The following is a 12,371-nucleotide window of genomic DNA, read 5'->3' on the forward strand; positions in this document are numbered from 1 at the left end:
ATGCTTTTTGATTCCCATTGCCATCTCGACTTTCCCGAGTTTGCAGTGGGAATCAGCTCTCATCTCGATCAAGCACAGGCAAAGGGTGTAACGGATATTCTGGTACCCGGAGTCACGGCTAGCGATTGGCCTAGAGTGATCCATACCTGTCAGCTTAACCATCCCATTCGGCGTCATCTGGCGCTTGGCTTGCACCCCTGTTTTCTAAAACAGCACGATATTGATCAAGATCTTTTGACCCTAGAGACGCTCCTTAAGCAGAGAGATGACGTTGTTGCGATTGGTGAGTGTGGATTAGACCTTTTTATTGAAGATCCACAATTAGATAGGCAGCAGAAACTCTTTGATGCTCAGTTAGAGTTAGCGGCTGCATTTGAATTGCCGGTTGTGCTTCATGTTCGCCGCTCCGTCGATCTGATTACGCAGCGCTTAAAACGCCACCGTTTACGTAGAGGTGGCGTTGCCCATGCATTCTCGGGTAGCCAGCAGCAAGCGGATAATCTTGTTGCCTTGGGATTTTTGATTGGTGTTGGTGGGGCAGTGACCTATGATCGAGCTAATCGACTCAGAAGGGTCGTCTGTTCACTGCCAGTGACAAGCTTGGCGCTTGAGACGGATGCGCCCGATATGCCGTTAAGCGGTCATCAGGGTAAGCCAAATCACCCGTTTAGGGTTGCAGAAGTGGCTGAAGCAGTCGCCGAGTTACGTGGTGAGTCTACTGAATCTATTGCTCAGCAAACTCATCACAATGTGGCTGCTCTTTTGGGGCTTTAGGTTAGATCTTCGTAAGCGTTTGAAACGTCGAAGCTGACTGGCAAAGAGCGACCTGGAACCTTAATTCCAGAATGAGTGATCTCTAAATCTTCACCAGCAAGCACCGCATAGTCATAACGGTAAGTCGGCCGAGTCGTGCCTTTGAGTGCGGCTTGGTTATACTCATGAGCCTGAGCGACTGTCGCTTCTGAGCGTTTCTGCCACTCAAGCATCTCTGCAGCGCCATAACGTTTTTGAAGCAGGTTAATCGTCTCGGTCGGCGAGATGAGTACCGCAGTCGCGTTGTTGCCACCAAAGCCTTTAGAGTTGATCAACGCGTTAGAAATGAATTGATTACCCACTTCTTTATGCTGAAGAGGTAGCTCAAGATGGCTCTGATGAACGTCGCTAGCTACTGCCTGAGTAGTAACTATGCCGGGGATGACTCCCTGTTCCCAAACACCCAGTGTTGAAACCAGTTGGTCACCACCCGCAGTGCCCTGAGAGTGTCCGAGGTAAGTCTTAACCGCAGTGACCGTCCAATCATTGATGTTGAACGCTTTGCCGACCTCGTTTAATACATGTGATTCAGTCACTCGGTTCTGTGGTGTGCTGGTGCCATGCGCTTGAATCATTGAGTGCTGCTGTAGCGCTTCAGAACCGAGTAGCTTCTCAACCAAAGAGGCCGCTTTGCCCAGGGTTAAGTAGTTACCGACACCGGGTGCTGAGATCGATTTTTTATAACCGTCGGCATGAACATAGACATCAGGCACCGAAGCATAGATCTGAGCGCCGGTCTCGATCGCTAGGCGATCACTCATCAGAACAATAAATTGACTCGATTCACCAATGGTGAAACCGCAGTTGTCCCCAAATGGACGGCAGGCTGAACGGTGGTCTACATCAGCAAGTGAAGCGAGCTTATCCAGTGCCTGAAGCTGTTTGTCTTCAGCCAATGCGCCCATGGCGCGGAACCCTTCAATAACCTCTGGAGTGACCGGGGCGTCAGACCCGCCAACCAGAACAAACTCAGCCTTATTGGTGCGAATCGCTTCAACGGCATTACGCAGGTTGTACAGGAAAGTCGCACAGGCACCGAGCGCGCCGCCGGTCGTGCCAAGGTTGCCAAGCATGTAGGCGTTAACGAAATCAGCCGGCATTTGCGCATAACCCAACGGCATCTGCTTAGAGGTTGTGCGCTTACCAATCGCAGGGTATTTATTGAGACCGCCAAAGCCTAAGTCGTCGAGTTGGCCAATTGAGTTAGAGGCAAATACCGCAATTTGATCAGGAGCCAGAGTATCGAGCAGTTTATCGATATCCAGACCTGTGGAGGCCAGTGCATCAGAGGCTGCATAGATCGCCATTTGCAGTGCGCGCGGATGGTTGCGTGATTGGTATAGAGAACCCGGTTCAAACCCTTCAGGCAACATACCGGCGCTCTGAACAGGCAGTACGCGTGTATCGTTGAAGATTAGGTCGAGCGCACCGGTTAGGGTGACTTCGACCTGGCCTGCCTCGGTATCTGCCAATGTCCAGTTGTCGGGGATGTTGGTCGGAAGATCACGTTTGCGCAGAGTGAATTTAATGGATTCACCTGCCGGATGGATCTTTGATGCCTTGTTCATCAGGACACGATTTGCGTCAAAGAATGAAGTTGGAATTTTACGGATCAGGGTGGCATCAAGCAGTGCCTGTCGCTCATCTGCATGACTGTTGGTGAGAACGGCGAGATCCTGTAACACATCCTGCTGATCTTTATCAGACAAGGTGTCAAAGATGAGGCGTTTGTAGCCTTGGTTGAATGAGGAGCGACCGGCGGGGCTGATGCCACCAAAACCAACGATGACCGGTAAATGAGACACTGCCTTGCTCCCCATAAATGACACAAAAAATATCAGGAAATTGTAACTTGCAGGTCAGGTTCTGGCTAGACGCTGAGGCGGCAAATGTAAAAAAATGTTAACCCACATGCTCGGTTCGACTTTTGAGGCTACACTGAGCCTAGAAAAGGATGAATTTAAGAGATGTAGGAGGAATTTGATGAAAGGTTCAATACTCTCGATAGCGGTATGTTGTGCTCTGGTTGGGTGTCAAACCATCGATCCCTATACACAGCAAACTAAAACAGCCAATGCGACCAGCGGTGCAGGTATTGGCGCAGCAGCGGGTGCTGTACTGGGTGCCATTGTATCTAAAGGTAATCGTGCCGAGGGTGCACTGATTGGTGCAGCCCTGGGTGGTGCTGTTGGTTCTGGAGTCGGTTACTACATGGATCAGCAAGAGATGCTACTGCGTCAAGAGCTTGAAGGGACGGGTGTGCGCGTCGAGCGAGTGGGTGATGAGATTCGCCTGGTTATGCCAAGTAATATCACCTTTGCTGTGGACAATGAGCGTTTTGATAACGCCTTTTATCCGGTTTTGGATTCAGTCGCTAAAGTGTTGGCGAAGTTTGAAAAGACCAGCATTAATGTGGATGGTTACACCGACTCGACTGGGTCATTTGAATACAACCAGATGCTCTCTGAAAGACGTGCGGCTGCTGTTTCTAACTATTTAAGACAGGTAGGTGTGGATGCTCTTCGTATCGCGACTCGCGGTTTTGGTGAGCGCTATCCGCTGGCTTCTAATGAGACAGAAGAGGGGCGTGCACAGAATCGCCGAGTAGAGATCTGGATTCGTGGTACGGAAATGTAAAAAAGAAGATGGTGCTCGGTTGAGCACCTGGATATAAAAAGATTACTTAGCGCCGGTGACTTCGTTGAACTTGCTCAACTGGTCTGCGCTGGCCTCTTTTTGGTACTTCACTTTCCAATCAGCATAAGGTTCGCCGTAGACAAGCTCTCGCGCTTGCTCATAATCAACGCTCTTGCCGCGCTCTTCAGCCGCTGCAACATACCACTTAGAGAGACAGTTTCGGCAGAAAGAGGCTAGGTTCATCAGGTCGATGTTCTGAACCTCTTTGTGGTTGTCTAAATGCTCCACTAGACGGCGAAATACCGCCGCTTCGATTTCTGTTTTAGTCTGTTGTTCCATCTCGGTTCCTTACTGCATATGCTGATCAAGCTCTTTACAGATCTCACTGGTGAGTTGCTCACAGATTTCTGGATCAGTAATCGGCTGATTGTTGGCATTGGTTAAATAGAAAAAATCCTCAACGCGCTCGGCGATGTTGGCGATCTTGGCGTTGTGAACATTGATCTCAAACTGCGCAAAGATACGTCCGATTCGAGAGAGTAGACCAGGGCGGTCCGCTGTGAATACCTCAAGTACGGTCTGTTTCAGATTGGGATCGGTGTGTACTGAAGCACTGGTTTTGATCGGAAACAGTTTAAGCTGCCTCGGTACTCTTCGATGAATGATGTCAGGGAAGTCTGCGGGATCATCCAGTTCATCGACCAACTGCTGTTGAATCTCTTTTTGGTAGTCTGGATTGTCATTCAATGGCTGATTGTTCTCATCCAGCACCATGTAGATGCTGAGCGTGTAGCCGTTATTGGTTGCCATGATGCGGGCATCTTGAACACTGAGATTTTGCTGGTCTAATGAGGCAACCGTTGCGGCGAAGAGGTTGGTCGTATCTTCAGTAAAGATGAAAATCTCCGTCGCACCCTCATGAGAGCGATAGCTGTGTTGGTGCAGCGTCACAACCGGCAATGGCTGGTTGCCATGTTCAAGTATGGCCTGTGTGTGCCGGGCAACGGCTTGACTGTCGATGCGTAAAAAGTAGTCATCCCCAAAGTGTTGCCACAGATTTTTAACGCGCTCCTCTTTGGCTCCCAATCGCTTAAGGGATTGCAGTGCTTCAAACTGAGTCTGTTCAATCAACTCCTCTTTACCCAGAGGGTTCTCTAGTCCGCGTCGAAGAGCACGCCTGGTTTCGGCATAGAGTTGACGAAGCAGGGTTGCCCGCCAGCTGTTCCAAAGTTCATTATTGGTCGCATTGATGTCAGCGACGGTCATCACATAGAGATAGTCCAGGTGTGTCACATCGCCCACGATGCTAGCAAATTCATGAATGACTTCAGGGTCTGAAAGGTCGCGTCGTTGTGCCGTCATCGACATGATCAGGTGTTTATCCACTAGCCAGGCGACCAGTGCGCTGTCCCATTTTCCTAGGTGGTGTCGTTTACAGAACTCCAGTGCATCGACTGCGCCGAGTTCTGAGTGATCACCTCCGCGACCTTTGGCGATGTCGTGGTAGAGGCCGGCCGCGTAAAGTAGCTCAATTTTCGGTAGATTGTTCACTACGCGATGAGCCACAGGGAAGGTTTCACGAAACTCTGTGTGCCGGAACTGACGCATCATCTGAATCACTTTGAGCGTGTGTGCATCAACCGTGTAGATATGGAAAAGATCGTGTTGCATCTGGCCAACAATATTACCGAACTCAGGTAGATAGAGGCCTAAAATGCCGTAACGATTCATTCGCTTCAACTCTGTTGAGACACGTTCAGGTGAGCGCAGTAGCTCCATAAAGAGGCTGGTATTTCGTAGGTCAGACCTGAAATCATCATCGATCAGGTGTTTGTGATCTCGAAGTAATCGAATCGTCGAGGCACGAACACCTTTAATTTCAGGATTCTGTGCCATCAGAACAAACAACTCCATGATGGCAAAAGGGTTCTGCTCAAATACCTTGTTGTGTGCGACGGCCAGAAAATTGTCGCGAACGATAAAGCGTGAGTTTAGCTTCTGTATCTGTTGCTCTACATCGGCTCTAAGAATAACTTCGTCAAAGTATTGCAGTAGCATGCCGTTGAATTCTGACATCGCTTTAACAACACGGTAGTAGCGGCTCATGAACTGTTCAACCGCTAACGAACCTTTGTCATCCGAGTATCCAAAGTACTCAGCCAGAGTGCGCTGGTGATCAAACAGCAGTCTATCTTCACGGCGCTTTGAGTGCATATGCAGGGCATAACGAACTGTCCAGAGGTAGAGTTCACCTTTGTTGAGTGTTTCAAGCTCTGACTCCGTTAAAAAGCCGTGATTGACTAAGTCTCTAATATAGGTGGCACCAAAGTGTCTCTTGGCAACCCAGCCGATGGTTTGAAGATCGCGCAGTCCACCTGGGGAGTTTTTGATGTTTGGTTCAAGATTGTATTCGGTGTTGTTGGTGCCTTGATGCCGTGCTGTCTGCTCCTTCATTTTCGCTTTGAAAAATTCAGAGTCTGTCCAGGCGTCATCCTGAGTGACGCGCTCAAACATTTTTAGTTGCAGGGATGGGTCCCCTGTCAGCGGGCGTGACTCGATCAAGTTGGTGGCGATGGTAATGTCATTACGGCACTCTTGATAGCACTCTTCAATGGTGCGCACACTAGAGCCAATATCCAGGTTGATATCCCAAAGAAGTGTCAAAAAGCCGCTAATGGTCTCCTCGAAACTTTCAGCCTCAACACCATCGATCAAAATCAGAATGTCGACATCGGAGTGGGGGTGTAGCTCCCCTCGGCCATAGCCCCCGACTGCGATCAGCGAGACTTTGGATTCGTCTGGCCAATCGAAATGTTGCCAGGCAACTCGTAAGATTTGGTCAATCACCCAGGCACGACCGTAGATCAACTTGCGAATATCCTCTTTCGCTTTGAAGCTCTCATGCATCGTTTCCGTAGCATGTCTAACTGCGCTTTTCAGGGCAGTGGTCAAGTTGCCATCATTGATCTCTTGTTCGAGCCGTTTGATATCTAAAAACTTCTCGATGCCATTGATGGGGACGGGTGTCAGCTTGATAGCTTGGCTCATCAAATTTAGCCTTTCTCTTCACTACGCAGGGTGAGAATTTCATGGCCATCAGCCGTCACTAAAATCGTGTGTTCATACTGAGCAGAGAGACGACGGTCTGCTGTCTCTACAGTCCAGCCGTCACGCTTGTTTAACTTAACCTGGCGTTTGCCGGCGTTAATCATCGGTTCGATGGTTAGGCACATACCCTCTTCAAGGGTTTCACCAGTTCCTGCTTTGCCGTAGTGGAGGACTTGAGGCTCTTCGTGGAACTCTGCACCGATGCCGTGGCCGCAATACTCGCGAACCACCGAGTAGTGGTTTGCTTCGGCATGTTTCTGAATCACGGCGCCGATATCACCGAGTTTCACACCCGGTTTGACCAGCTCAATACCCATGTTCATACACTCTTGAGTGATCTCGCAGAGGCGTTTTGCATGTGGTGCAACATCACCTACAAAGAACATTTTGCTGGTGTCGCCATGGTACCCATCTTTGATCACGGTAATGTCGATGTTGACAATATCGCCGTTCTTTAAGGCTTTGTCATTGGGGATGCCGTGACAAACGATTGAATTGACTGATGTACAGATGGATTTAGGAAAACCGTGGTAGTTCAAAGGTGCTGGAATCGCTTGCTGCACATCAATAATGTAGTTGTGACAAATTTGGTCAATCTCATTGGTTGTGATGCCAGGCTTTACATGCTCTTCGATCATCTCAAGAACCTCGGCGGCTAAGCGTCCAGCCACTCGCATCTTTTCGATTTCGTCAGCGGTTTTGATCTTGATGGTCATCGGTGAATCCTTTTTAAATCGGTGATTTGCGCTTCGGAAAATTGAAGGCGTTTTTGATACTGCTTATTGTACAGGAGGTAGTGTTTTGGTCTACCGGAGTTTGCTATGTAATTTTGAAAGCGGATGTCAGGCTGAAAGCCAGACGCCCTAGATCTTTAAGTGGTTTTTAATTGGGTGTCTGGCCTTCAGCCTGACATCCGCTTTAAAAGGTAGGTAGGGAGTAAAATTACTTCTCAAACGTTAGTCTTTATGGTATAAACTGCGCTCCCAAAAATCGTGCTTCGGCACTAAAACTAAAACACACACACTTCGTCACGTTTGTCTGGGTGCCCTAAGGGGTTGATAAATGGGGGGTGTGGAGGTTTAAACCCATAGAGGAAATACCAAATGGCACAAGTAAATATGCGCGATCTGCTTAAAGCAGGTGTTCACTTCGGTCACCAGACTCGTTACTGGAACCCAAAAATGTCGAAGTTCATCTTCGGTGCGCGTAACAAAATTCATATCATCAACCTTGAGCACACTCTGCCAGCTATGAACAACGCACTAGACGTTGTTAAAAACATGGCTTCTAACAAAAACAAAATTCTTTTTGTTGGTACTAAACGTGCAGCAGCTAAGGTTGTTAAAGAAGAAGCATCACGTGCGGGCATGCCTTACGTAAACCACCGTTGGTTGGGTGGCATGCTAACTAACTACAAGACAATCCGTCAGTCGATCCGTCGTCTACGTGATCTTGAAGCTCAAGCACAAGATGGTACTTTCGAGAAATTGACTAAGAAAGAAGCGCTAATGCGTAGCCGTGAAATGGCTAAGCTTGAGCTATCTATCGGCGGTATCAAGGATATGGGCGGTCTTCCAGATGCTCTATTCGTTATCGACGTAGATCACGAGCGCATCGCAATCAACGAAGCTAACAAGCTTGGTATCCCTGTCATCGGTGTTGTTGATACTAACAGCAACCCAGACGGTGTTGACTACGTTATCCCAGGTAACGATGACGCACTACGTGCCATTCAGATCTACGCTCAGTCTGTTGCAGACGCGTGCCTAGAAGGTTCTGATGCAACGGGTGGCGCTGCAAGCGAATTCGTTGAAGTTGAAGAGCAAGCGGCTGAGTAATTCAGTCTTAGGTTTGTAACCTTTAACTTACATACTTTCAAAAGGGGGAGCCAGGCTCCCCTTTTTTAGATTTACCTAACTAATTTCTTAAATGAGGATTGCAAAATGGCAAATATCTCTGCGGCAATGGTAAAAGAGCTGCGTGATCGTACTGGCCTAGGCATGATGGAGTGTAAAAAAGCACTTGCTGAGTCTGGTGGTGATGTTGATAAGGCGATTGAAGATCTACGTAAGTCTTCAGGTCTAAAAGCTGCTAAAAAAGCTGGCCGTACTGCTGCTGACGGTGTTGTTGTGGTTCGTGTTGCTGACGACAACAGCTACGGTGTAATCGTTGAAGTTAACTCTGAAACAGACTTTGTTGCTCGTGACGAAGGTTTCCTTGGTTTTGTTAGCCAGGTAGCTGACAAAGCGTTTGCTGATAAGCAGACAGATGTTGCAGCTCTAATGGCTGGTGACCTTGAGTCGGCTCGTGAAGCGCTAGTTCAAAAGATTGGCGAGAACATTACTGTTCGTCGTATCGCTCTTGTTGAAGGTGCAGTCGTTGCTGGATACGTACACAGCAACAACCGTATCGCTTGTCTTGTCTCTCTTGCAGGTGGTGACACTGAAGTGGCTCGTGACGTTGCTATGCACGTTTCTGCAGCTAACCCTCGTGTGTGTAAGCCTGAAGATATGCCACAGGAAGAGCTTGATCGCGAGAAAGAGATCATCATGGCTCAGCCTGACATGGAAGGTAAGCCACAAGAGATCAAAGAGAAAATGGCAATCGGCCGTGTTAAGAAGTTCCTTTCTGAAAACAGCCTTGTTGAACAGGCGTTCGTTAAGAACCCAGAGACAACTGTCGGCAAACTTATCAAAGATGCTGGTACTGACATCAACGGTTTCACCCGCCTAGAAGTTGGTGAAGGCATTGAAGTTGAGAAGAAAGACTTCGCTCAAGAGGTAGCAGAGCAGCTGCAAGGCTAATTCTGTACTAAACTAGCCCTGCCGACTTGCGGGGCTAGTTGTTTTCGATATACCTTTATCACACTTCTTTTAATCGCCTGCCGGGGGTGCCCATGCCTGTAAACAAGCCTAACTCCAAATATAAGCGAATTCTTCTGAAATTAAGCGGTGAAGCTTTAATGGGAGAAGAGAACTTTGGTATCGATCCAAAAGTTCTTCATCGAATGGCTCTGGAGATCGGTCAGTTAGTGGGTATCGGCGTTCAGGTCGGTCTAGTGATTGGTGGTGGTAACCTGTTTCGCGGCGCTGCGCTAAGTGAAGCAGGATTGGATCGAGTGACTGGCGACCATATGGGTATGCTAGCCACTGTGATGAACGCACTTGCAATGCGTGATGCACTCGAACGCTGTAATATTGCGACGCGAGTGATGTCGGCAATTCCGATGAGCGGCGTTGTGGATCACTATGATCGTCGAAATGCGATGCGTTACCTGTCACAAGGTGATGTGGTGATCTTCTCTGCTGGTACCGGTAACCCTTTCTTTACAACCGACTCTGCTGCCTGTCTGCGCGGCATTGAGATCGAAGCCGATGTGGTACTTAAGGCAACTAAGGTTGACGGCGTCTACACTGCGGATCCTATGAAAGATCCAACGGCTGAGCGCTACGACCGTCTAAGTTTTGATGAGGTGCTTGAGCGTCAGCTGGGTGTGATGGATATGACAGCAATCTGTCTGACCCGTGACCACGATATGCCCGTGCGCGTTTTCAATATGAACAAGCATGGTGCTCTTGTTAACCTAGTTGTAGGTGGCGACGAGGGTACATTGATCGATAGCGGCAGCGCTAACGGAGATAAATAATGATTACTGAGATTGTTCAAGACGCTGATCAGCGTATGTCAAAAAGCGTTGATTCTCTTGTAGAGCAGTTTAAAAAAATTCGAACAGGTCGTGCGACCCCTGCCATTCTTGATTCTGTGATGGTCCACTACTACGGTTCTGATATGCCGATTCAGCAGGTTGCTAACGTGACGGTTGAAGATGCGCGTACACTGTCGATCATCCCATGGGAAAAGAACATGGTTCCTGAGATCGAAAAAGCGATCATGAAATCAGATCTTGGCCTTAACCCAGCGACAGCTGGTGATGTTATTCGCGTGCCAATGCCAGCGCTGACCGAAGAGACTCGTAAGGGCTATATTCGTCAGGCTCGTGGCGAAGCAGAAAATGCTCGAGTGGCTGTGCGCAATGTGCGTCGTGATGCTAACGGTGATATTAAAGATCTTTTGAAAGAGAAAGAGATAACAGAGGACGATGCGCGTCGTGGCGAAGATCAGGTTCAAAAAGAGACTGATAAGCACGTTGCTGAGATCGACAAGCTGTTGGCTCAAAAAGAGAAGGATTTGATGGAGATTTAATCCATCAAATTCGCGCACAGCGCATTAGGATACGACCTTTAATGGCCGATAATAACGATAACACCGTCAATACACGTCATGCTCCACGCCATATTGCCGTCATTATGGATGGCAATAACCGTTGGGCCAAAGAGCGTCGCTTGCCGTCTCTCGCCGGTCATAAAGCGGGCGTCGATAGTGTCCGTGATGTCATTCAAGGCTGTATGGAGTCAGGGGTTGAATCTCTGACTCTTTTTGCCTTCAGTTCTGAGAACTGGCGCCGTCCTGAAAAAGAGGTCCGTGGTCTGATGGATCTCTTCAAGTTTGCCCTCGATCGTGAGGTTAAAAAACTCGTCAAAAATAATATTCGTCTTCGTGTCATTGGTGATAAGTCTGGTTTTTCCGAATCACTACAGCAGCGCATCGAAAAAGGCGAACAAGCGACTGCCCACTGTACTGCGCTTAATCTGAATATTGCAGCTAACTACGGTGGTCAGTGGGATATTGCTCATGCGGTTCAGCAGATTGCTGAGCAGGTCAAGCAGGGCGAGCTAGAACCTACCGATATCAATGCAGATCTTATTTCAAAGCATGTCTCACTGGCCGATCAGCCTCTGCCAGATCTCTGCATCAGAACGGCCGGTGAACAGCGAATCTCTAACTTTTTAATCTGGCAATTCGCTTACACAGAGTTCTACTACAGCGATCTCTACTGGCCAGACTTTAACCGCGAAGAGCTTCTCAAAGCGGTTGATAACTTCCAAACGCGTGAGCGTCGATTTGGCCGAACCAGTGAGCAACTGGAGGCCGAAAGTCATGTTTAAACAGCGCGTCATTACCGCTTCAATTTTGGCGCCATTGGCGCTAGGTTCGGTTTTCCTTCTACCTTTGTCTGGGTTTGCTATCGTTATGGCGCTTGTGATGATGATTGGGGCCTGGGAGTGGGGTAATTTCGCGCTCTATTCACGTCGCATGCGAGCGCTCTTTGTGGCGTTAGTGGGAGTGGTAATCGCAGCGATCTACCCATTTGTTACTGCTTTGACGCTCCCTATATTAGTTGTCGCAGCGCTATTTTGGGTGTTTGCGATTACTCGGGTGGTTCGCTACCCAAAGACCCTAGGTATCGATGGGACTGTGACTAAGTTGATTACCGGTCTGTTGGTGCTAGTCCCTGCTTGGGTGGCGATGGTGGGTCTGAAAACCCATGAGAGCGCGCATCTATTACTACTGCTGCTCTTTTTGTTGGTTTGGGGTGCTGATATAGGCGCCTACTTTGCCGGTAAGCGCTTTGGTCGAGTTAAGCTTTTACCTAAAGTTAGTCCTGGCAAAACGCGTGAAGGGGTTTATGGTGGTTTGTTAGCGGCCATGATGATCGCTCTTGGATTCTCGATTGTCTTAGGTCTCTCTTCTACTTCTATTATTCTGCTGATGGCGCTCTCTGCTTTGGTGGTGGTTGTCTCTGTATTTGGCGATCTGTTTGAGAGCATGTTTAAGCGTGAACGTGGTATCAAAGACAGTGGTGTGATCCTGCCAGGTCATGGTGGCGTACTGGATCGTGTCGACAGTCTTACGGCTGCTGCACCGCTGTTTTTGTTAGGAATTCAACTGCTTCCGATTCTTTAAGGGTAAGT

Annotated in this window: 12 protein-coding genes; 8 read left to right on the forward strand and 4 right to left on the reverse strand. The window is 48.6% G+C overall.

Features of this window, described 5'->3' with window-relative positions; translation table 11 throughout:
* Window positions 1-774, forward strand: coding sequence for a TatD family hydrolase (locus XMD564_RS05755; protein ID WP_173494805.1), 774 nt, complete (start codon window positions 1-3; stop codon window positions 772-774).
* Here XMD564_RS05755 and XMD564_RS05760 read toward each other — a convergent pair.
* Window positions 771-2,618 (reverse strand): beta-ketoacyl synthase, encoded by a 1,848-nt coding sequence (locus tag XMD564_RS05760; RefSeq protein ID WP_173507980.1) that lies wholly within the window; start codon window positions 2,616-2,618, stop codon window positions 771-773. The genes XMD564_RS05755 and XMD564_RS05760 overlap by 4 nt on opposite strands.
* A 178-nt stretch (window positions 2,619-2,796) precedes the next feature.
* Here XMD564_RS05760 and XMD564_RS05765 point away from each other — a divergent pair, with 178 nt between their 5' ends.
* Entirely contained in the window at window positions 2,797-3,450 is a 654-nt protein-coding gene (locus XMD564_RS05765; RefSeq protein ID WP_173506340.1) for an OmpA family protein, read from the forward strand.
* A gap of 42 nt (window positions 3,451-3,492) precedes the next feature.
* Here the strand turns inward: XMD564_RS05765 and XMD564_RS05770 are convergent, their stop codons facing one another.
* Genes XMD564_RS05770 through map form a run of 3 tightly spaced genes read right to left on the reverse strand, consistent with a single transcriptional unit; the run spans window position 3,493 to window position 7,274 of the window.
* Window positions 3,493-3,789, reverse strand: coding sequence for a DUF1244 domain-containing protein (locus XMD564_RS05770; protein ID WP_173481459.1), 297 nt, complete (start codon window positions 3,787-3,789; stop codon window positions 3,493-3,495).
* Window positions 3,790-3,798: 9 nt separating this feature from the next.
* The gene (locus XMD564_RS05775) at window positions 3,799-6,498 is read right to left on the reverse strand and encodes a [protein-PII] uridylyltransferase (RefSeq protein WP_173481458.1); all 2,700 of its coding nucleotides are present in this window, start codon (window positions 6,496-6,498) and stop codon (window positions 3,799-3,801) included.
* Between the two features lie 5 nt (window positions 6,499-6,503).
* Window positions 6,504-7,274, reverse strand: coding sequence for a type I methionyl aminopeptidase (gene map, locus XMD564_RS05780; protein ID WP_173481457.1), 771 nt, complete (start codon window positions 7,272-7,274; stop codon window positions 6,504-6,506).
* Window positions 7,275-7,661: 387 nt separating this feature from the next.
* Here map and rpsB point away from each other — a divergent pair, with 387 nt between their 5' ends.
* The 6 genes from rpsB to XMD564_RS05810 all read left to right on the forward strand — a co-directional run bounded on the left by rpsB (window position 7,662) and on the right by XMD564_RS05810 (window position 12,363).
* Complete coding sequence (rpsB, locus tag XMD564_RS05785) at window positions 7,662-8,396, forward strand: 30S ribosomal protein S2 (protein ID WP_173481456.1); 735 nt, start codon at window positions 7,662-7,664, stop codon at window positions 8,394-8,396.
* Window positions 8,397-8,501: 105 nt separating this feature from the next.
* Complete coding sequence (tsf, locus tag XMD564_RS05790; protein ID WP_173481455.1) at window positions 8,502-9,362, forward strand: translation elongation factor Ts; 861 nt, start codon at window positions 8,502-8,504, stop codon at window positions 9,360-9,362.
* A 92-nt stretch (window positions 9,363-9,454) separates the two neighbouring features.
* Window positions 9,455-10,204, forward strand: coding sequence for a UMP kinase (gene pyrH, locus XMD564_RS05795; protein WP_173481454.1), 750 nt, complete (start codon window positions 9,455-9,457; stop codon window positions 10,202-10,204).
* A complete protein-coding gene (frr, locus tag XMD564_RS05800; RefSeq protein WP_173481453.1) occupies window positions 10,204-10,761 on the forward strand; it encodes a ribosome recycling factor in 558 nt (185 codons plus the stop codon). The genes pyrH and frr overlap by 1 nt, the downstream gene beginning before the upstream one ends.
* A gap of 41 nt (window positions 10,762-10,802) precedes the next feature.
* Window positions 10,803-11,564 carry an isoprenyl transferase gene (locus XMD564_RS05805; protein WP_173507981.1) on the forward strand — a complete coding sequence of 254 codons (762 nt, stop codon included), beginning with the start codon at window positions 10,803-10,805 and terminating at the stop codon, window positions 11,562-11,564.
* Complete coding sequence (locus XMD564_RS05810; RefSeq protein ID WP_173481451.1) at window positions 11,557-12,363, forward strand: phosphatidate cytidylyltransferase; 807 nt, start codon at window positions 11,557-11,559, stop codon at window positions 12,361-12,363. Before XMD564_RS05805 ends, XMD564_RS05810 begins: the two co-directional genes overlap by 8 nt.
* Window positions 12,364-12,371: the final 8 nt, after the last annotated feature.

The sequence above is a fragment of the Marinobacterium sp. xm-d-564 genome (assembly GCF_013283345.1).
GTDB lineage: Bacteria > Pseudomonadota > Gammaproteobacteria > Pseudomonadales > Balneatricaceae > Marinobacterium_E.